The organism is Rivihabitans pingtungensis (assembly GCF_003201855.1).
Classification (GTDB): domain Bacteria; phylum Pseudomonadota; class Gammaproteobacteria; order Burkholderiales; family Aquaspirillaceae; genus Rivihabitans; species Rivihabitans pingtungensis.
The window spans coordinates 163,497-181,885 of sequence record NZ_QJKI01000002.1 but is presented as its reverse complement, the minus strand read 5'-3'; the positions used below and the strand labels follow the sequence as shown (position 1 = coordinate 181,885).

The following is an 18,389-nucleotide window of genomic DNA, read 5'->3' as shown; positions in this document are numbered from 1 at the left end:
ACGCAATTAGGCGGCTAAGCGCCAAAACAACACAGCCCGCCAAAGGCGGGCTGTATGTAGACGCAAGAAACAGCAGAGCGGCTTAGATGCGCTTGAAGATCAGCGTCCCATTGGTGCCGCCAAAGCCAAACGAGTTGGACAGCGCCACGTTGATCTTGGCGTCGCGCGCGGTGTTCGGCACGTAGTCCAGATCGCAACCTTCGCCCGGCTGGTTCAGGTTGATGGTCGGCGGCAGGATCTGGTGATACACCGCCAGCGCCGAGAACAGGGCTTCAATACCGCCCGCCGCGCCCAGCAGGTGGCCGGTCATCGACTTGGTCGAGCTGACCGCCAACTTGTAGGCGTGTTCGCCAAAGCAGCGTTTCACCGCCACGGTTTCCGCCACATCGCCCAGCGGGGTGGAGGTACCGTGAGCGTTGACGTAGTCCACTTCGTCCGGGTTCATGCCGGCGTTTTTCAGCGCGTTCTTCATACAGCGCATGGCGCCGTCGCCGTCTTCGCACGGGGCGGTCATGTGGTGGGCGTCGGAGCTCATGCCATAACCGGCCAGCTCAGCGTAGATGGTGGCGCCACGCTTTTTGGCGTGTTCGTATTCTTCCAGCACCATCACGCCGGCGCCTTCGCCCATCACAAAGCCATCGCGGCCGGCATCCCACGGACGGCTGGCGGTGGCCGGGTCGTCGTTACGGGTGGACAGGGCCTTGGCCGAGGAGAAACCGCCAATCGCCAGCGGGCAAATGGTGGCTTCAGTACCGCCGGCCACCATCACGTCGGCATCGCCGTATTCGATCAGGCGCGCGGCGTCGCCAATCGAATGGGTGGCGGTGGTGCAGGCCGACACGATGGCGTAGCTGGGACCTTTGTAGCCAAACAGGATGGACAGATTGCCCGACACCATATTGCTGATCGAGCCGGGGATGAAGAACGGCGAGATCTTGCGCGGGCCGCCGGCCAGATAGGCGTTGTGGGTGTCTTCAATCATCGGCAGGCCGCCAATGCCGGAGCCGATGATCACGCCGACGCGCTCGGGGTCGAGGTCTGCGCTTTCCAGCCCGGCGTCGCGCACGGCCTGGATGCCGGCCGCCATGCCGTAATGGATGAACACGTCCATGCGGCGGGCATCCTTGGCAGGAATGTAGGCGCTGACATCGAAGTCACGCACTTCGCCGGCCACCTGGCAGGCCATGGCCTGCGCGTCGAACTTGCTGATGCGGGTGATGCCGGATTTGCCGGCGACGATGTTGGCCCAACCGGTTGCGACATCGTTGCCGACCGGGCTCACCAGACCAAGGCCGGTGATGACGACTCTGCGTCTTGCCAAGATGCACTCCTTACTGAGGAACAAAACGGTGTGTTTGCGGGAAAGTGCATGCACACGCTCAAACAAAAACACCGGAAGACGCGACAGACGCCGGCCGGGTTGCCGGCGGGCGTCTGGACGACTGTCTGCCACTTGCGCGGCAACGCGAGCCTTAGCCTTGGTGGCCGCTCACGTAGTCGATGGCTTGCTGAACGGTGGTGATCTTTTCAGCTTCTTCGTCCGGGATTTCGCAGCCGAATTCTTCTTCCAGCGCCATCACCAGTTCGACGGTGTCGAGCGAATCCGCGCCCAGATCGTCGACGAAGGAAGATTCGTTCTTCACTTCAGCTTCGTTCACGCCCAGTTGCTCGGCCACGATCTTCTTGACACGTGCTTCGATGTTTTCCATTTGTGTAAACCCTTACCTTTCGTGTTGGGGTAACCAAAAACCCCGGCATTCTAACAAAAAAACCTTGAGGCCACCTAGCGCCACTTGCGCCAGCCTGGCAAAGACTGACCCAAGGTGTCGCGTAAAATTGCCATTGTCCTTGACCGGCCAGCCGCAGACAAGCATTCTGCCCCGGGACTTGTCGTCCCTGCGAGCCAATTTACGGCATCAGCATACCGCCATTGACGTGCAGTGTCTGGCCGGTGATGTACTTGGCCTGCGCCGAGGCCAGAAAAGCCACGGTGTCGGCAATGTCTTGCGCTTCGCCCAGACGGCCCAGGGCAATCTGGTTGACCAGCGCGGCGCGCTGCGCTTCGGGCAGGGCGCGGGTCATGTCGGTGTCGATAAAGCCCGGCGCCACGCTGTTGACGGTGATGCCGCGGCTGCCGACTTCCAGCGCCAGCGATTTGGAAAAACCAATAATCGCGGCCTTGGCGGCGGCGTAGTTGCACTGGCCGGCGTTGCCGGACACGCCCACCACCGAGGCGATATTGATGATGCGGCCGCTGCGCGCCTTCATCATGCCGCGCAGCACCGCTTTGGACAAGCGGTACACCGACTTGAGGTTGGTGTCCATGATGGCGTCCCAGTCCTCGTCCTTCATGCGCATCAGCAATTGGTCGCGGGTGATGCCAGCATTGTTGACCAGAATGGCCACCGGGCCAAAGCGGGTTTCGACGTCGCTGATCAGCGCATCCACCGCTTCCGCGCCGCCAGTGACATTAAACGCCACACCGGCGCCGCCCAGCGGGGCCAGGCGGGCGTCGATGGCGGCGGCGCCGTCGGCGGTGGTGGCGGTGCCAATCACCTTGGCGCCAGCTTGCGCCAGGGTTTCAGCAATCGCAGCGCCAATGCCGCGAGAAGCGCCGGTCACCAGCGCCACCTGTCCATTGAATTGCATCCCTGTGTCTCCTTATGGTTTTGCCGCAGGCGGCGCGCCGCCTGCGGGTGAATCAGGCCAGGCTGGTGAGCACGGCGGCAATGGCCGCGTCGTCGGTCAGCGCGCTGGTGCTCAGCGTGCTTTCGATGCGCTTGTTCAGCCCGGCCAGCACCTTGCCCGGCCCGCATTCGGCGTGCAGCAGCACGCCATCGGCGGCCAGCTTGCGGATGGTTTCCGTCCAGCGCACCGGCGAATACAGCTGGCGCACCAGTGCATCGCGGATTTGTGCGGCTTCACTGTAGGCGGCCACATCGGCATTGTGCAACACCGGCAGCACCGGCACATTGATCGACACGCTTTCCAGCGCCTCGGCCAGCCGCTCGGCGGCCGGCTTCATCAAGGCGCAATGCGAGGGCACCGACACCGGCAGCGGCATGGCGCGCTTGGCGCCGCGCGCCTTGCAGGCGGCGATGGCGCGCTCAACTGCAGCCTTGCCGCCAGCGATCACCACCTGGCCGGGGGCGTTGAAGTTCACCGCCTCGACCACTTCGCTCTGCGCGGCTTCGGCGCAGGCGGCGACGATGTCGGCGTCTTCCAGGCCCAGCACGGCGGCCATGGCGCCTTCGCCAGCCGGCACAGCCGATTGCATGGCCTCGGCGCGCAGGCGCACCAGACGCACGGCGTCGTCAAAATCCAGCGCATCGGCCGCCACCAGGGCGCTGTATTCACCCAGGCTGTGGCCGGCCACCACGCTGGGGCGGGCGCCGCCAGCGGCCAGCCAGGCGCGGAAGGTGGCCACGCCAGCGGCCAGCATCAGCGGCTGGGTGTTGATGGTTTGGTTAATGGCTTCGTTGCTGTCGGCCTTGAGCATGGCCCACAGGTCATCACCCAAGGCGTCGCTGGCTTCGTCAAAAGTGTCCTTGACCACGGCGGCGGCAAAGCCATCCATCATGTTCAGGCTTTGCGAGCCTTGACCGGGAAACAAAAATGCAAAAGCCATGTGCTGGCCTCCTCTGCCTGAAGCCGCATGCGCCGGCATGCGAACATACGTTTAAATTCTGATGGCCAATACAACAACGCGCCGGAGAATATCCGACGCGCAACGCATGGCCCACACACGCCCCCCATGGGCGGCGCGCTTACATTTTCACCAGCGCGGCACCCCAGGCAAAACCGCCGCCAATGCCTTCCAGCATCACCGTGTGACCCGGCTGAATGCGGCCATCGCGCACGGCGACGTCCAGCGCCAGCGGAATCGACGCGGCCGAGGTGTTGCCTTGCTCGGGCAGGGTGAGCACCACTTTGTCCATCGGCAGATGCAGATGCTTGGCGGTGGATTCGATAATGCGCACATTGGCCTGGTGCGGCACCAGCCAATCCAGCTGCTCGTGGCTCATATTCTGCGCCGCCAGCGCCTTGCTGGCGCAATCGGACAGGGTTTTCACCGCAAACTTGAACACCGCGCCGCCGTCCATGTGCAGATACGGCGTGCCGACAATTTCGCCATTGGCCACTTGCGCCGGCACGTTCAGCATTGGCTGGTGGCGGCCGTCGGCGTTGAGCTCCACGCCCAGAATGCCGGGCTCCTCGCTGGCAGTCAGCACCGCTGCGCCCGCGCCGTCGCCAAACAGCACGCAGGTGGTGCGGTCGTTCCAGTCCAGGATGCGCGAGAAGATTTCCGCGCCCACCACCAGCGCGGTGCGCGCCATGCCGCTGCGGATATAGGCGTTGGCGGTGGCCAGCGCGTAGATAAAGCCGGCGCACACCGCCTGCACGTCAAACGCCGGGCAGCCATGTGCGCCCAGTTTGGCTTGCAGAATGCACGCCGTGCTGGGGAAGATCATGTCCGGGGTGGAAGTGGCCACCACGATCAGGTCAATATCCGCCGCCTGCACGCCAGCCGCTTCCAGCGCGCGTTGCGAGGCGATCAGCGCCAGGTCGCTGGTTTTTTGCTCTGGCGCGGCGATATGGCGAGCGCGGATGCCGGTGCGGCTGACAATCCATTCGTCGCTGGTGTCCAGTCGCTGGGCAATCTCGGCGTTGGTCAGCACCTGTTCTGGCAAATAGCTGCCCGTGCCTGCAATGCGGGCATAAATCATGGTCAGGCCTCCGTGGCGGCGGCTTTCAACTGGCCGGCCACCTGTTCGGTGATGTGTTGGATGACGTCGGCAAGCGCTTCTTCACGCGCCTGTTCCAGTGCGCAACGAAAGCCCAGGCTGTCCGTGCCGCCGTGGCTTTTTACCACAATGCCGCGCAGGCCCAAAAGGCTGGCGCCGTTGTAACGGCGCGAATCCACCCGGCGGCGAAAGCGCGCCAGCACGGGTAGGGCAAACAGCGCACACACGCGGGTGAACCAGTTGCGGGTGAATTCCTCGCGCAAAAAGGTGGTGACCATGTGCGCCAGGCCTTCCGAGGTTTTCAGCGCCACATTGCCGGTGAAGCCGTCGCACACCACCACGTCCACTGCGCCGCTGTAAATATCGTTGCCTTCGACATTGCCGACAAAATTCAGGTTGGACTGGCGCAGCAATTCGCCGGCCAGCTTGACCGCGCCATTGCCCTTGATGTCTTCCGAACCAATATTGAGCAGGCCCACGCGCGGATTGGCGCGGCCCTTGGCGTCGGCCATCAGCGTGGCGCCCATGATGCCAAATTGCAGCATTTGCTCAGGCGTGCAATCGACATTCGCCCCCAGGTCCAGCACGCAGGTTTCTGCGCGCACCGAGGGCATCAGCTTGGCGATGGCCGGGCGGTCGATGCCGGGAATGGTTTTCAGCACAAAGCGGGCGGTGGCCATCAGCGCGCCTGTGTTGCCGGCCGACACACACGCCTGCGCCAGGCCTTCCTTGACCAGGGTGATCGCCACCCGCATCGACGAATCTTTTTTGTTTTTCAGCGCCAGTTGCGGAGACTCGTCCATGCCCACCACCTCGCTGGCCGGGTGAATCGACAGGCGCTCGCGCAAGCCTTGGTCGTGGCGCTTGAGTTCGGCCTCAATGGCTTGCGGCTGGCCGACAAGAATCAGGCGGGTGTCCGGGTGCAGCTTGAGAAAGGCAAGCGCCGCCGGCACGGTGACGCCCACGCCCACATCGCCGCCCATGGCGTCCACAGCAATGGAAATGGTCATTGGATCAACAAGGAAAGCCGCTTGAACATGCGCCTCGCCTCAGGGCGGGCCGCAGCAACGGTCAGGATGACAAAAACGACAGTGTACAAATTTGCGCCCTCAGGCGCGAGCGCGCCGCGCATGGCTTCTGACCCCGTCTGCCCGGCTTAATCCGCCATCTCTCATGACAATGGCGCATGACGGACCGAAAGCAAGCAAGCCGTGCGGAAACCGCACGGCTTGATGTCTGCATGGCAAGACGGGCAAGCGATTATTCGCCCTTGGTCTTCACCACTTTGCGGCCACGGTAGAAACCGTTCGGGCTGATGTGGTGGCGCAGGTGCACTTCACCGGTGGAGGCTTCCACGGCCAGCGCCGGGTTGGTCAGAAAGTCGTGGGCACGATGCATGCCGCGCTTGGACGGGGACTTTTTGTTCTGTTGAACGGCCATGATTCACTCCTTGAAATCTTAAAAAATTTACTCGGGCTTGCGCTTGAGCGCAGCCAGCGCGGCAAACGGGTTAGGCTTGCCGCTGCCGACCGGCCGGATGTCCGCTTCGCAATGTGCGTGGCGCGGCGCCATCGGCAAACCCAGCAATACCTCATCTTCGATCAGGGCCAGCACGTCGAACGCCGGGTCCGCCATCACGGCGTCCAGCGTGTCGTCGTCTTCACAGGCCGACTCCAGCCGCGCTTCGTTGGTGAACAAGGTCAGCGTGCTGTCCGCCTCCAGCCGAAACGGCATGGGCGTCAGGCAACGCTGGCACACCAGCGAAAACTCACCCGCCAGGCGCAGATGCAGCGTGGAGCGCGAGAGCGCATCCTTGCCGCCTTCAAGCGACCAGCTCAGCTCGCCCTCAGTGTGGGCGAGTAGATCGTGGGTGCGGGGCAGGTCGACCAATGCGATGGCCCCGGCCATGTGCCGGCGCTGATTCGCGAAGTCGAGGCTGTCGATCAAAATAGGGTCAGACATAAACCGCGCATGATATAATCCGCGCCCGTCTTGTGTCAAAGAAATCAAGCACTCCCGCCATGACGCCGCTCGTGCTCGCCTCCACCTCGCGCTTTCGTCGCGAACTGCTCGCCCGTTTGGGCCTGCCTTTTATTGCTGTCGCCCCCGTGTGCGACGAAACCCCGCTGCCCGGCGAAAGCGCCGCCGACACCGCCAGCCGGCTGGCTTCGGTCAAGGCGCGCTCGTTGATTGGCGCCCATCCGCAGGCACTGATCATCGGCTCTGATCAGGTGGCGCTGCTGGATGGTCAGCAACTGGGCAAACCCGGCACGCCCGAGCGCGCCGCCGCCATGCTGCGCGCCACCGCCGGGCGCACACTGGAGTTTCACACCGCGCTCAGCCTGGTCAACGCCGCCAACGGCCACGAACAGCGCCACACCGACATCACCCGCGTGCGCATGCGCCCCTTGAGCGACGCGCAGATTCAGGCCTATCTGGCCCGGGAGCCGGACGCGCTGCTGTGCGCTGGCGCGGCCAAGAGCGAAGGCCTGGGCGGCGCGCTGATTGCCGGCATCGACAGCAGCGACCCCAATGCGCTGATCGGCCTGCCGCTGTTTGCCCTGGTGGACATGCTGCTGGCCGAAGGCGTCGAGGTACTGGCATGAGCACCTTGTTTTTGATTCCCACCCCGCTGGGCGATGCGCCAGTGGAGCAATGGATGCTGCCCGGCCAGGCAGAACGCCTGCGCCCGCTCACCCATTTTGTGGTGGAAGCGGCCAAAACCGCGCGCAAACACCTCAAGCAACTGGCGCTGGCCACCCCGCTGCAACAACTGCAACTGACCGAGCTGAACGAACACACCCCCGAGCGCGAACTGGCCGCGCTGCTGGCCCCGCTGGACGCCGGCCACGATATGGGCCTGATGTCAGAAGCCGGCTGCCCGGCAGTGGCCGACCCTGGCGCTGGCCTGGTGCGGCTGGCGCACGCGCGCGGCCATGTGGTCGAGCCGCTGATTGGCCCCTCCTCGCTGCTGCTGGCGCTGATGGCCTCCGGCGCCAATGGCCAGCGCTTTGCCTTTCATGGCTATCTGCCGGTGGGCGAGGGCGAACGCGTCGCCGCCTTGCGCAAGCTGGAGCAAGAATCCCGCGAACGCGACTGCGCCCAGTTGTTCATCGAAACGCCGTACCGCAACCAGCAGATGCTGAGCGTGCTGCGGCACACGCTCAAACCCCACACCCTGCTGACCGCCGCCTGTGACCTGACCCTGCCCACACAAACCATCATCAGCCGGACGGTGCGCGACTGGCCGACGCCCGGCCCGGATTTGCACAAGCGGCCGGCGATTTTTGTGTTGTATGCGGGGAAGTAAACCAAGCGAGGGATGTCAGAGTTTAAGCTGCCGCCGTGGGCCGTGTAGGCCTGCTTTCGCCAGCAAGCGCGCTTCACGAGTGCCGGGACGGATGGTGCAACCGCCACTGCATAACCACACATACACAGGTAAATTTTGCTGGCTGGCGTCTTGGGTGAGCGCGGCCAGCTTGGCATAGGCCGGCTGCTTCAGCTTATCTTGCAACCAACGCAGTTTGGCTAACATTTTTTCGACCTCACCCGTGCTGTTAGCCGGATGAGGCTCCACCCAAACGGCGCACTCCGCCGCCCCCTGACGACGCAAGCCCAGTCCATAATCCCAGCGAGGGGACTGCGCTTCGCTTTTGGCGTGCGCACCATCCAGGTCGACACTGTGGGTCCAGCGTCCGTTGCCCTCCAATGCCATGCGGTCCCGCTCAGCGCCCTTCATGGCCTGCTTGCCAGGCTGTGCGGTCAAGTTCGCTTGTTGGCAAGCCAGGGCAAATAAGGAGTCGGCCTGGGCCATCAGCGTTCTCCCAGCGCAGCGCAGGCGGCGCGGCTGGCGACTTTCGCCACCACCTCACCGACCCGGCTGGAAAACCCAACCAGTCCACCCCACAGAGATTCATGCTCAGAATCTGCGCCGGGGTCTAATCGAGAAATATCCTGCACCGGCGCATCACGATCAAAGAAGTACACCTTGTAGGTTTTTTCCAGCAAGGCGGCGGTCAGGTTTTTGGCGAAATTGCCAGCAGGCAGGCCCAATAACTGTCGGATGTCTTTTTCCTGGCCATGCTGCGCCTTGATTTCTTGCAGCGCCCACACCAAATCCAGCACCGTGGGCGAATGCGTGGCCAACACCACCCGATAACCCCGCTTCATTAAGTCCAGCACCAAGAGCAGCACCGCTTCAATCCCTTGTGGATGCAGCCCCATTTCCGGCTCTTCAATCACCACCCATTCAATCTGCTCTCGCCGACTGACGCCGCCCGCAGGGCATAGCCAATACATGCCCAGCAGCAATGGCGTGAATTCGCGCTGACCGGCTGACCATGCCGTATAAGGCAAGCCTTCCGCATGGCCCTCTACTTGCAGCACCAACCGCTTGGTGAAATCAGCAGCATCCAGCGCCAGGCGGCTGCCGCCGTACAAGTGTTGCTCTATCGGCTTGCGCAAGGAGGCGTCCAAACGATTGGGCTGTGGAAACAGCTGGGTTTTGGCGCCCAATTCGTTTTGCACCAGATCATGGATTTTGTCGCTGAAATAGCGCAAGGCGAATGGATCACCATAATTGAACTGGCCAAAGTGCTGAGTGACGCCATTGCTCAAGCCCATCACCCGTTGGGCAGGGATCAGAAACAAACGCTCATCGCGTTGCTTGGCGCGGCTGGGTCGGGCCAAATCCGGCAGAGTGTGGGCCACGCCCTCCCAACTCAAACGGGACGACTCCTCCCGCCAGGCCGCCGCCATGCCCTTGCCAAAATATCCCCCCAAAAATGCGGAAGCATCGCCATTGAATGTCACGTTATAGCGTTTGAACGTATCGTGAATGGCTGGGCGATCCAGCACCAGCTTGAGGGTTTGCAAAAAAATGCTTTTGCCGGTGGCTTGCGGGCCGACAATCACCGTCAGGTCACCAAACGTGACGTCCGCCGAGCGGATGGGCCCGACATTCTGCATGGTGAGTCGCAAGGGGGTTTTGTCTGTCATCACGCGGCTTTCTGAAAAAGAAAGGTCAGATCAAAATCAAGCACGGCTCAAAGCGCCTACCGCCAACGCCCGCCCGTCACCCGCTCGTGCCCGGCCAGGTCCTGCCAGGAAGCCACGTCGATAAACCCTGCCGCGCTGAGCAGCTCACGCACGGCCGGCGCTTGCTGCCAGCCGTGCTCCATCAGCAGCCAGCCGCCGAGGCGCAGGTGGGCGGGGGCGCCGGCGATCAGTTGGCGGATGCAGCTCAGGCCGTCGGCAAAGTCGGTCAGCGCGCCGGCCGGTTCGAAGCGCAGGTCGCCTTGTTGCAGGTGGGGGTCGTCGGCGGCGATATAGGGTGGGTTGGACACCAAGAGATCAAACTGTTCGCCCGTCACGGCGGCATACCAGTCTGACAGCCGCCAGGTGACCGCCAGGTTCAGCCGCTGGCCATTGGCCTGTGCCTGCGCCAGCGCCTCGGGCGAGGCGTCCAGCGCCCAGATGTCGGCGTCGGGACGGCTGTGCGCCAGCGCCAGCGCCACCGCGCCGCTGCCGGTGCCCAGGTCCAGCGCGCGGCCGTCGGCTGGCAGCCGCGCCAGCGCTGTGTCCACCAGGATTTCCGTGTCCGGGCGCGGAATCAGCACGGCCGGCGACACGGCCAGGTCCAGGCCAAAAAACTCGCGCTCACCCAACAGATAGGCAATCGGCTCGCCCGCGTGGCGGCGGGCGCACAGCGCGGCAAAGCGCTGAGCCACCTCGGCGCCGGCTTCGCGCTCGGGCCAGGTCAGCTGGGTGACGCGGTTGCCGCCGCCGGCCATGTGCAGCAACAGTTGCGCCTCCAGGCGCGGCAGGCCAGCGTCGGCCAGCAGTTGGGCAAGGGTGCTCATAGCAGGAACAAGGTCGCCAGGCCAAGAAAGATAAAGAACCCGCCAGAATCGGTGCAGGCGGTGATCATCACCGACGAGCCCATGGCCGGGTCGCGGCCAGCGCGCACCATCAGCATGGGAATCATCACGCCAATGGTGGCGGCCAGCATCAGATTCAGCGTCATCGCCGCCGTCATCACCAGCCCCAGCGAAGCGCTGCCGTACAAGAGCGAGGCAATCAGGCCGATGATGCCGCCCCACACCAGGCCGTTGACCATCGACACCCCCAGCTCCTTGCGCCACAGCCGCATGGCGCTGCTGGTTTGCAATTGGCCCAGGGCCAGCGCGCGCACGATCATGGTGGTGGTCTGGTTGCCGGAGTTGCCGCCAATGCCGGCGACAATCGGCATCAGCGCGGCCAGCGCCACCAGTTGCTCGATGGCGCCTTCGAAGACGCCAATCACCCGGCTGGCGACAAAAGCCGTCACCAGATTGATGGCCAGCCAGGCCCAACGGTTTTTCACCGAATCCCACACGCTGGCGAACAGGTCTTCTTCTTCCTTCAGGCCGGCCATGGACAGCACTTCGCTGTCGGATTCCTCGCGGATCACGTCCACCATCTCGTCCACGGTCAGCCGGCCAATCAGCTGATTGTCGGCGTTGACCACTGGCGCGGTGATCAAGTCATAGCGTTCGAAGGCCTGGGCGGCGTCGCCGCTGTCGTCTTCGGGGTGGAACACCACCACGTCACGCGCCATCACCACTTCCACCAGCGCATCCGGGTCGGACACCAGCAGGGTTTTCAGCGGCAGCACGCCTTGCACGCGGTTGTCTTCGTCCACCACAAAAATCTTGTCGGTGTGATCGGGCAGCTCTTCAAAGCGGCGCAGGTAGCGCAACACCACTTCCAGGGTGACGTCGGCGCGAATCTTGACCAGCTCGAAGTCCATCAGGCTGCCGACTTGATCTTCGGTGTAGGACAGCGCCGATTGCAGCTGCTCGCGCTCTTTGCTGTCCAGGCCGTCCATCACCTCGTACACCACCTGCTGTGGCAGGTCGGGCGCCAGGTCGGCCAGTTCGTCGGCGTCCAGCTGTTCGGCGGCGGCCACCAGCTCGTGGGTGTCCATCACCTCGATCAGCGATTCGCGCACCGCGTCGGAGACTTCCAGCAGGATGTCGCCGTCGCGCTCGGCCTTGACCAGCTCCCACACCACCAGCCGGTCTTCCAGCGGCAGGGATTCCAGGATATAGGCCACGTCGGCGGTGTGCAGTTGGTCGAGCTTTTTTTGCAGGGCGCGCAGGTTCTGCTTGTGCACCAGCGATTCCACCAGGGTATGCTTGGGCATATCCTGTTTGTGGACGAGGTTTTCCACCAGGCGGTGGCGATGCAGCAAAGCCAGCACCTGCTGGAGGCTGCCTTGCAGGCTATCCTGCGTTTTTTGAGTATCGAGCGTATTCATGCGCGCATCCTCTCCCCGGCCCTTGGCGTCACGGGCATGGTGAGAATGCGGTGAGGCGGGCGGTCAGCGGGGAAGTGCTGTTATGGCGTTCAGTAAGCGGTAACTGGGTAAGTCCATGGTCGTAACTGGGCGAAGCCCGAGCATTTCAACGGAAGGCGTAAATATACCACTGGCGGGCTAGGCCTGCCAGTGGCCGGATGTTGCAGTGCAATGAATCTTGCTTGATGTCCTCAGGTTCGCGCCAGGGCCAGCGCAACCAGCGCCAATGTGGCTGGCGCGCCCTGAATCCAGAAAATCTTGCGGCTGACGCTGTAACCCCCATACACACCCGCCACCAGCACGCAAGCCAGAAAAAACCACGGCAATTCCGCCGGGCTGCCCGGCCACAGCGACCACGCCAGCCCCGCTGCCAAAAACCCGTTGTACAGCCCCTGATTGGCAGCCAGCCGGCGGGTTTGTTCAGCAAACTCAATGGTCAGCCCAAATGCGCGCCGGCCTGCCGGGCGCGTCCATCCACACATTTCCAGCCACATAAAATAGCCGTGCAGCACGGCAATCAAGGCGGTCAAGGCGGTGGCGATTGTCATCCACATAGTGTTGTCTCCAGTGTTTTTAGTGTAAATGCAGCAAGGCGATAGGCCGGCTTGCTCAGGCGTCCGATTCAGGCGCTGCGGTATTGCGGTTGCGGCAGCGGGGTGAAATCCACCTGTGTCAGCGCGGCAAAAATCTCAGCCAACACGGCAGGCGGCGCAATGAGTTTGCGGGTGGCCAAATCCAGCCAGGCGCCCGCCACGCGATGGGTGGCGGCCAGACGGCCGTCGGCCTTGTGCATATCCTGGCGCAGCTTCCAGCGGCCATAGTCCGGGCTGGCAGCCTCCAGGCGAATGTCGATGGTCAGCACTTCGCCCAGATGCACTTCACGAAAATACTCGGTGCTTTCCTGAAACAGCACCGGCCCCAGGCCCAGGCGGGCGAATTCGCCACCGGCAAAGCCGGATTGCGCCAGCCAGCCCAGCCGGGCGTGGGTGCATAAGTCAGCATAGGCGCTGTGGCGCATGTGCTGGTTGGCGTCCAGATCAGACCAGCGCACCTCGACGGTTTGGGTGAAAATAGCCGGGGACATGATTCCTCCAATAAAAAAGCACGAACGGTCGTTCTTTTTTTACCGTAAAATCGAACGGATGACCAGTATGACAGCCAAAAAAATGCAAACCCGTGAACACATCCTGCGCCAGGCGTTGGCGCTGGCCAGCCAGGTGGGGGTGGCCGGGCTGACCATTGGCAGCGTGGCCGAGGCCTGTGGTTTATCCAAAAGCGGCATGTTTGCCCACTTTGGCAGCAAAGAAGCGCTGCAATTGGCGGTGGTGGAAAACGCTCAGCAGCACTTTGTACGCGAGGTGTTTCAGCCCATTCTGACCCTGGAGCGCGGCTTGCCACGCTTGCAGGCCTTGATGGCCGCCTGGCTGGGCCGGCTGGACGACGGCCACGACCTGCCCGGCGGCTGCCCGCTGATGGCGGCTGTGTATGAATTTGACGACCAGCCCGGCGCGGTGCGCGATGCACTGGTGGCCGGCCAGGGCTGGCAGCGCGACACGCTATTGCGTCTGGTGCAAAGCGCCTGCGAAGCCGGGCAGCTGCCGGCCGACACCGACGCCGAAGTGCTGGCGCTATTGCTGTTTGGCCTGGTGCAGGGCGTGCACCACGACGCACGCCTATTGGGCCGCGCCGACAGCGCCGCGCTGGCCCGCCGCGCCTGCGCCATCTTGCTGGCGCAACCGCCCCGCCTGAGCACCATGCCAAGGTGACACCTGCCACCTGGCCCGGCCTGAGCCCACCGCGCCCGGCGCATACAAGCGGTATAATGGTCGGCAAGACGCGCCACGCGCGCGCAACGCACACGCCAACATCTCGATATCAGGATTTTTTCATGCTTGACATTCAACTGCTTCGCAACGAGCTGGACGCCGTGGCCGCCCGCCTGGCCGCCCGTGGCTTCACCCTGGACGCCGAGGCGTTTGCCCAGCTGGAGCACGAGCGCAAAACCCTGCAAACTCGCACGCAAGACCTGCAAGCCCGCCGCAACAGCCTGTCCAAACAAGTAGGCGAAGCCAAGCGCAAGGGCGAAGACGCCTCGGCGATTCTGGCCGAAGTGGCCGGCCTGGGCGACGAGCTGAAAGCCAACGAAACCGCGCTGGCGCAGCTGCAAGACCGCCTGTCGGCCCTGCTGATGACCATCCCCAACCTGCCGCACGACTCCGTCCCGGCCGGCCGCGACGAAAGCGACAATGTGGAAGTCCGCCGGGTGGGCGAGCCGCGCGCGTTTGACTTCCCGGTGAAGGACCATGTGGACCTGGGTGCCGCGCTGGGCCTGGACTTTGACACCGCCGCCAAGCTGTCGGGCAGCCGCTTTGCCGTGCTCAAGGGCCAGATGGCCCGCCTGCACCGCGCGCTGGCGCAGTTCATGCTGGACACCCACGTCAGCGAACACGGCTACACCGAAGTGTACGTGCCGTATATGGTCAACGCCGACTCGATGCGCGGCACCGGCCAGCTGCCCAAGTTTGAAGAAGACCTGTTCCGCATCCCGCGTGGCGACGACACCTTCTATCTGGTGCCCACCGCCGAAGTGCCGGTGACCAACTTCATGCGCGACGAGCTGGTGAAGGCCGAGCAACTGCCGATGCGCTACTGCGCGCACACCCCGTGCTTCCGCTCGGAAGCCGGCTCGTATGGCCGCGACACCCGTGGCATGATCCGCCAGCACCAATTCGACAAGGTGGAAATGGTGCAGATCGTGCGCCCGGAAGAGTCGTTTGCCGCCCTGGAAGCGCTGACCGGCCACGCCGAAGCCATCCTGCAAAAACTCGGCCTGCCCTACCGCACCATCGTGCTGTGCACTGGCGACATGGGCTTTGGCGCGTGCAAAACCTACGACCTGGAAGTCTGGCTGCCGGCGCAGAACACCTACCGGGAAATCTCCAGCTGCTCGAATATGGGCGACTTCCAGGCCCGCCGCATGCAGGCACGCTTCAAGAACGAACAAGGCAAAAACGAGCTGGTGCACACGCTGAACGGCTCTGGCCTGGCCGTGGGCCGCACTCTGGTGGCGGTGCTGGAAAACTACCAGAACGCCGATGGCAGCGTGACCGTGCCGGAAGCGCTGCGTCCGTATATGGGCGGGCTGGACACCCTGCGCCCGTAATCGGAACGGCGCATGGCGGGCGATGCTCGGTCACGCCGTGCATCAAAAATTTGCCCCCGGCCAGTGTTCTGGCGCGGGGGCAGATTTTTTGATTCGCCTGATTTGATAAGCGTCGCTCACAAAATCCAGCAAAGCGGTCCTGGCTAAGCGTGTGCAGACAGTGCAACACGTACGGCAAGGTCACACCACAACGCCAGGAGGGTTTTGTCAGCGGCGCTACGCTCAGCGCGCGCTCATCGCCTCCCCCATCCGCACCGGCCGTGCCGGAACCCAATCCGGGTTGAAATCCAGCATGCCCTTGGGGAACAGCATCACCACGGTGGAGCCCAGCAGAAAGCGGCCCATTTCCTCGCCCTTGGCCAGCTGCGGCGCATCGGCGCCGTCGTAGCGCCATTCGCGCACAAGGCCCGGACGCGGCGGGTTGATCACGCCATGCCAGGTGGTGGCCATGCTGCCGACAATGGTGGCGCCGACCAGGGTCAGCACAAACGGACCGTCGTCTGATTCAAACACGCACACCACCCGCTCATTGCGGGCAAACAGGCCGGGCACGCCGCGCGCGGTGGTCGGGTTCACCGAAAACAGCGCGCCGGGCACGTAGATCATCCGCGTCAGCCGGCCAGCGCACGGCATGTGGATGCGGTGATAATCGCGCGGGCTGAGGTAGAGCGTGGCAAACGCGCCATCCTGAAACTGCGCCGCCAGCGCCGCATCGCCGCCCACCAGCGCGGTGGCGCTGTAGTGATGGCCCTTGGCCTGAAAAATCTGCTCGCCGGCAATCGGCCCACACTGGCTGATGGCGCCATCCACCGGACAGACCAAGGCCGTTTGCGCCAGCGGCCGCGCGCCGGCTTTAAGCGGGCGGGTAAAAAACGCATTAAAGCTGGGGTAGCTGGCGATGTCCGGGTTGGCCGCCTCGTGCATGTCCACCTGATAGCGCTGCACAAACCAGCGGATCAGCTGCGTGGTCAGGCCGCCGGCCTGGGCTTGGGCCACTTTGCCGGCCAGCGCAGTCAGCGCCTGCTTGGGCAACAGGTATTGGGGCAATACGGCAAGACGGTCGGACACGGCGGCGGCCTGAGAATGAGAAAAAGGGCGCTTATTATAGCCAGATTGCCGGGAAATGCGGTTTGATGCGCGGCAAAAGGCCGCGATGCTGAGGGCGCGAAAAACAAAAAGCCCGTTGATTGCTCAACGGGCTTTTTCGCCAAATTCTGGCGGAGAGGGGGGGATTCGAACCCCCGATAGGCTATTAACCTATACACGCTTTCCAGGCGTGCGACTTAAACCACTCATCCACCTCTCCGGGACAAGAGCTGCGCATTATAGCCAGGGTTTTTTCTGTACGCAAGCCCCTGCGCTATTCTGCGAGGGCACCGCTTAAAGAGTCGCTCACAAAACCCAGCGCAGCGATCCTGGCTAGGCGTGTGACCGCAGACAGTACAAGCAGTACGGCAAGGTCACACCACAAGGCCAGGCGGGTTTTGTGAGCGGCTCTTAAACGGCCCGGCAGCGCTTTGCTCGTCAATCCAGCCGCGCACGGCCTGGGCTTCTTCCGCCAGCCAGCGGCTGACTGCCTGCTGAAACATCGGCGACTGCAAGCGGTGCAGCGAGCAGGTTTCCACCGGGGTGAAGCCGCGCGCCAGCTTGTGTTCGCCCTGGGCGCCGCCCTCAAACACCGCCAGCCGCTCGGCCAGCGCGTATTCGATGCCGACGTAGTAACACAGTTCAAAGTGCAGGCAGTCTACTTCTTCCAGCGCGCCCCAGTAGCGGCCGTACAGACGCTCGGCGTCGCGCAGGCACAGGCTGGCGGCAATCGGCGCGCCGTGGCGCTCGGCGATGAACAGCACACAGCATTGCGGCAGACGCTCGCCCAGCTGCAAAAAAAAGCTCAGCGGCAGATAGGGCTCGCCGCCGTGGGCGTGGTAGGTGTGGCGGTAGCAGCGCTCAAAAAACGCCCAATCCGCCTCGCCAATCTCCCGGCCAACCAAGGTGCGCACAGTCACGCCAGCGCGCGCCACCTTATTGCGCTCCTGGCGGATTTTTTTGCGCTTGTCCTGGCGCAGCGCCGCCAAAAAAGCGGCAAAGTCCGGCCAGCCCTGGTTAAACCAATGAAACTGCACGCCCAGCCGCAAGGCAAAACCGGCGTCCAACAATGCCGCGCGGTCGGCCTGTTGGGCAAACAGCACATGGCAGCCGCTGACGCCATCCTGCTCGGCCGCCAGCGCCTGCGCCAAGGTCGCGCGGCTGGCCGCATCGCCAGCCAGCAAGCGCGGGCCAGGAATCGGCGAAAACGGCGCCGCGCACAGTTGCTTGGGGTAGTAGCGCAGACCATGCTGGGCGTAGGCGCGCGCCCAGGCCCAGTCGAACACATATTCGCCGCGCGAATGGGTTTTCAGGTAGCGTGGCGCGGCGGCCAGCAATTGGCCGTCGCGCCATAGCGCCAGATGCGCCGGCCGCCAGCCACTGTGCGCGCCCACCGCGCCGCTGTCTTCCAGCGCGGACAATAAAGCATGCGACAGCCACGGCGAATCGCCAGCCAGCGCATCCCAGTCGGCGGCGGCAATATCATGCAGGCAGCCCACGGCAGAGACGGTGACGGTCATCGCTCAATGCTGCTTGTAGTAGTCATAGGCTTGTTCAGCAGACATCGGCAGTACCTGGGTGTAACAGCGCTGATACAGCTGGTTTTTTTCGGTGGCGCGGGCGCGTGCCTGGGCGTCGTGCTCGGCCAGTTTTTCTTTTTCCAGCGCGCCGTCGATCGGCACCGGAATATCCCGGCAGATGCGCTTGTATTTGCCGTTTTGCTCTTTGCTGCACCGCGTGTCGCCGCTGCGGCTGGCGCTGGACGGGCAGACAATCTCTGGCGCCTTGCTGGCCTCGACCGTGCGGCAGGATTCATGCAGGCGATAACCGCGATCCAGCACCTGGCGTATCTCGGCCGCCTTGCGCGCGTGCTCGCGCTCGTCACTATCCAACTGAGTGTAAGCATCGATGCCGGTGCACACCTCGCGGGCGCGTTGCGCTGGCGTCATCTTGCGAAAGCTCTCGACACTGGCGCAGGCCGACAGCCATAGCGCCAGCATGAGCAGTATGCCGGTACGAAACACCATGAAAGCCGCTCCCTGAAGTGTGCCAGCCC

Annotated in this window: 21 protein-coding genes and 1 tRNA gene; 4 read left to right on the top strand and 18 right to left on the bottom strand. The window is 63.6% G+C overall.

What is annotated here, in order from left to right:
• Positions 1-82: 82 nt before the first annotated feature.
• From fabF to DFR34_RS02735, 8 genes are all read right to left on the bottom strand, one after another.
• On the bottom strand, positions 83-1,321 hold the full coding sequence (gene fabF / locus DFR34_RS02770) for a beta-ketoacyl-ACP synthase II (protein WP_110389632.1): 1,239 nt from the start codon (positions 1,319-1,321) through the stop codon (positions 83-85).
• A gap of 151 nt (positions 1,322-1,472) precedes the next feature.
• Positions 1,473-1,709: an acyl carrier protein gene (gene acpP, locus DFR34_RS02765; protein ID WP_110389631.1), complete on the bottom strand. Its 237-nt coding sequence runs from the start codon at positions 1,707-1,709 to the stop codon at positions 1,473-1,475.
• 199 nt (positions 1,710-1,908) lie between these two features.
• A complete protein-coding gene (gene fabG, locus DFR34_RS02760) occupies positions 1,909-2,649 on the bottom strand; it encodes a 3-oxoacyl-ACP reductase FabG (RefSeq protein WP_110389630.1) in 741 nt (246 codons plus the stop codon).
• Between the two features lie 52 nt (positions 2,650-2,701).
• Positions 2,702-3,628: an ACP S-malonyltransferase gene (gene fabD / locus DFR34_RS02755; protein ID WP_110389629.1), complete on the bottom strand. Its 927-nt coding sequence runs from the start codon at positions 3,626-3,628 to the stop codon at positions 2,702-2,704.
• A 139-nt stretch (positions 3,629-3,767) separates the two neighbouring features.
• Complete coding sequence (locus DFR34_RS02750; RefSeq protein ID WP_110389628.1) at positions 3,768-4,727, bottom strand: beta-ketoacyl-ACP synthase III; 960 nt, start codon at positions 4,725-4,727, stop codon at positions 3,768-3,770.
• 2 nt (positions 4,728-4,729) lie between these two features.
• Positions 4,730-5,755, bottom strand: coding sequence for a phosphate acyltransferase PlsX (gene plsX, locus DFR34_RS02745; RefSeq protein ID WP_110389627.1), 1,026 nt, complete (start codon positions 5,753-5,755; stop codon positions 4,730-4,732).
• A 250-nt stretch (positions 5,756-6,005) separates the two neighbouring features.
• Entirely contained in the window at positions 6,006-6,185 is a 180-nt protein-coding gene (gene rpmF, locus DFR34_RS02740) for a 50S ribosomal protein L32 (protein WP_110389626.1), read from the bottom strand.
• A 27-nt stretch (positions 6,186-6,212) separates the two neighbouring features.
• The gene (locus DFR34_RS02735; RefSeq protein ID WP_110389625.1) at positions 6,213-6,707 is read right to left on the bottom strand and encodes a YceD family protein; all 495 of its coding nucleotides are present in this window, start codon (positions 6,705-6,707) and stop codon (positions 6,213-6,215) included.
• Between the two features lie 59 nt (positions 6,708-6,766).
• On the opposite strand from DFR34_RS02735, the gene DFR34_RS02730 reads away from it, so the two are divergent.
• Both DFR34_RS02730 and DFR34_RS02725 read left to right on the top strand, forming a co-directional pair.
• Positions 6,767-7,351, top strand: coding sequence for a Maf family protein (locus DFR34_RS02730; protein WP_110389624.1), 585 nt, complete (start codon positions 6,767-6,769; stop codon positions 7,349-7,351).
• Positions 7,348-8,055, top strand: a complete 708-nt coding sequence (locus tag DFR34_RS02725) for an SAM-dependent methyltransferase (protein ID WP_110389623.1) — start codon at positions 7,348-7,350, stop codon at positions 8,053-8,055. The genes DFR34_RS02730 and DFR34_RS02725 overlap by 4 nt, the downstream gene beginning before the upstream one ends.
• 15 nt (positions 8,056-8,070) lie before the next feature.
• Here DFR34_RS02725 and DFR34_RS02720 read toward each other — a convergent pair whose 3' ends face one another.
• The 6 genes from DFR34_RS02720 to DFR34_RS02695 all read right to left on the bottom strand — a co-directional run bounded on the left by DFR34_RS02720 (position 8,071) and on the right by DFR34_RS02695 (position 13,168).
• Positions 8,071-8,559 carry a hypothetical protein gene (locus DFR34_RS02720; RefSeq protein WP_110389622.1) on the bottom strand — a complete coding sequence of 163 codons (489 nt, stop codon included), beginning with the start codon at positions 8,557-8,559 and terminating at the stop codon, positions 8,071-8,073.
• Positions 8,559-9,743 carry an AAA family ATPase gene (locus DFR34_RS02715; RefSeq protein WP_110389621.1) on the bottom strand — a complete coding sequence of 395 codons (1,185 nt, stop codon included), beginning with the start codon at positions 9,741-9,743 and terminating at the stop codon, positions 8,559-8,561. Before DFR34_RS02715 ends, DFR34_RS02720 begins: the two co-directional genes overlap by 1 nt.
• Positions 9,744-9,799: 56 nt before the next feature.
• Positions 9,800-10,606: a peptide chain release factor N(5)-glutamine methyltransferase gene (prmC, locus tag DFR34_RS02710; protein WP_110389620.1), complete on the bottom strand. Its 807-nt coding sequence runs from the start codon at positions 10,604-10,606 to the stop codon at positions 9,800-9,802.
• Positions 10,603-12,045 (bottom strand): magnesium transporter, encoded by a 1,443-nt coding sequence (gene mgtE / locus DFR34_RS02705; protein ID WP_110389619.1) that lies wholly within the window; start codon positions 12,043-12,045, stop codon positions 10,603-10,605. The genes prmC and mgtE overlap by 4 nt, the downstream gene beginning before the upstream one ends.
• Positions 12,046-12,275: 230 nt before the next feature.
• Positions 12,276-12,638 carry a DUF1304 domain-containing protein gene (locus DFR34_RS02700; RefSeq protein ID WP_245906793.1) on the bottom strand — a complete coding sequence of 121 codons (363 nt, stop codon included), beginning with the start codon at positions 12,636-12,638 and terminating at the stop codon, positions 12,276-12,278.
• Positions 12,639-12,706: 68 nt separating this feature from the next.
• Positions 12,707-13,168, bottom strand: coding sequence for an acyl-CoA thioesterase (locus DFR34_RS02695; RefSeq protein WP_110389708.1), 462 nt, complete (start codon positions 13,166-13,168; stop codon positions 12,707-12,709).
• Between the two features lie 67 nt (positions 13,169-13,235).
• Here DFR34_RS02695 and DFR34_RS02690 point away from each other — a divergent pair, with 67 nt between their 5' ends.
• The gene (locus DFR34_RS02690) at positions 13,236-13,850 is read left to right on the top strand and encodes a TetR/AcrR family transcriptional regulator (protein ID WP_158281720.1); all 615 of its coding nucleotides are present in this window, start codon (positions 13,236-13,238) and stop codon (positions 13,848-13,850) included.
• Positions 13,851-13,972: 122 nt separating this feature from the next.
• A complete protein-coding gene (gene serS / locus DFR34_RS02685) occupies positions 13,973-15,247 on the top strand; it encodes a serine--tRNA ligase (RefSeq protein ID WP_110389617.1) in 1,275 nt (424 codons plus the stop codon).
• A gap of 222 nt (positions 15,248-15,469) precedes the next feature.
• Here the strand turns inward: serS and asd are convergent, their stop codons facing one another.
• The 4 genes from asd to DFR34_RS02665 form a co-directional block, all read right to left on the bottom strand.
• A complete protein-coding gene (gene asd, locus DFR34_RS02680) occupies positions 15,470-16,315 on the bottom strand; it encodes an archaetidylserine decarboxylase (protein WP_110389616.1) in 846 nt (281 codons plus the stop codon).
• Between the two features lie 147 nt (positions 16,316-16,462).
• A tRNA-Ser gene (locus DFR34_RS02675) sits at positions 16,463-16,553 on the bottom strand.
• 154 nt (positions 16,554-16,707) lie between these two features.
• On the bottom strand, positions 16,708-17,853 hold the full coding sequence (locus DFR34_RS02670) for a GNAT family N-acetyltransferase (RefSeq protein ID WP_110389615.1): 1,146 nt from the start codon (positions 17,851-17,853) through the stop codon (positions 16,708-16,710).
• A 3-nt stretch (positions 17,854-17,856) separates the two neighbouring features.
• Positions 17,857-18,360 carry a hypothetical protein gene (locus DFR34_RS02665; protein ID WP_146215036.1) on the bottom strand — a complete coding sequence of 168 codons (504 nt, stop codon included), beginning with the start codon at positions 18,358-18,360 and terminating at the stop codon, positions 17,857-17,859.
• Positions 18,361-18,389: the final 29 nt, after the last annotated feature.

Coding starts and splice junctions, on each gene's coding strand:
- DFR34_RS02725 (WP_110389623.1), top strand. CDS start 7,348: ATGAGCACCTTGTTTTTGATTCCCACCCCGCTGGGCGATGCGCCAGTG.
- DFR34_RS02750 (WP_110389628.1), bottom strand. CDS start 4,727: ATGATTTATGCCCGCATTGCAGGCACGGGCAGCTATTTGCCAGAACAG.
- DFR34_RS02715 (WP_110389621.1), bottom strand. CDS start 9,743: ATGACAGACAAAACCCCCTTGCGACTCACCATGCAGAATGTCGGGCCC.
- DFR34_RS02730 (WP_110389624.1), top strand. CDS start 6,767: ATGACGCCGCTCGTGCTCGCCTCCACCTCGCGCTTTCGTCGCGAACTG.
- DFR34_RS02700 (WP_245906793.1), bottom strand. CDS start 12,638: ATGTGGATGACAATCGCCACCGCCTTGACCGCCTTGATTGCCGTGCTG.
- DFR34_RS02690 (WP_158281720.1), top strand. CDS start 13,236: ATGACAGCCAAAAAAATGCAAACCCGTGAACACATCCTGCGCCAGGCG.
- DFR34_RS02720 (WP_110389622.1), bottom strand. CDS start 8,559: ATGGCCCAGGCCGACTCCTTATTTGCCCTGGCTTGCCAACAAGCGAAC.
- DFR34_RS02695 (WP_110389708.1), bottom strand. CDS start 13,168: ATGTCCCCGGCTATTTTCACCCAAACCGTCGAGGTGCGCTGGTCTGAT.
- prmC (WP_110389620.1), bottom strand. CDS start 10,606: ATGAGCACCCTTGCCCAACTGCTGGCCGACGCTGGCCTGCCGCGCCTG.
- plsX (WP_110389627.1), bottom strand. CDS start 5,755: ATGACCATTTCCATTGCTGTGGACGCCATGGGCGGCGATGTGGGCGTG.
- serS (WP_110389617.1), top strand. CDS start 13,973: ATGCTTGACATTCAACTGCTTCGCAACGAGCTGGACGCCGTGGCCGCC.
- fabD (WP_110389629.1), bottom strand. CDS start 3,628: ATGGCTTTTGCATTTTTGTTTCCCGGTCAAGGCTCGCAAAGCCTGAAC.
- DFR34_RS02670 (WP_110389615.1), bottom strand. CDS start 17,853: ATGACCGTCACCGTCTCTGCCGTGGGCTGCCTGCATGATATTGCCGCC.
- rpmF (WP_110389626.1), bottom strand. CDS start 6,185: ATGGCCGTTCAACAGAACAAAAAGTCCCCGTCCAAGCGCGGCATGCAT.
- DFR34_RS02735 (WP_110389625.1), bottom strand. CDS start 6,707: ATGTCTGACCCTATTTTGATCGACAGCCTCGACTTCGCGAATCAGCGC.
- acpP (WP_110389631.1), bottom strand. CDS start 1,709: ATGGAAAACATCGAAGCACGTGTCAAGAAGATCGTGGCCGAGCAACTG.
- fabG (WP_110389630.1), bottom strand. CDS start 2,649: ATGCAATTCAATGGACAGGTGGCGCTGGTGACCGGCGCTTCTCGCGGC.
- mgtE (WP_110389619.1), bottom strand. CDS start 12,045: ATGAATACGCTCGATACTCAAAAAACGCAGGATAGCCTGCAAGGCAGC.
- DFR34_RS02665 (WP_146215036.1), bottom strand. CDS start 18,360: ATGGTGTTTCGTACCGGCATACTGCTCATGCTGGCGCTATGGCTGTCG.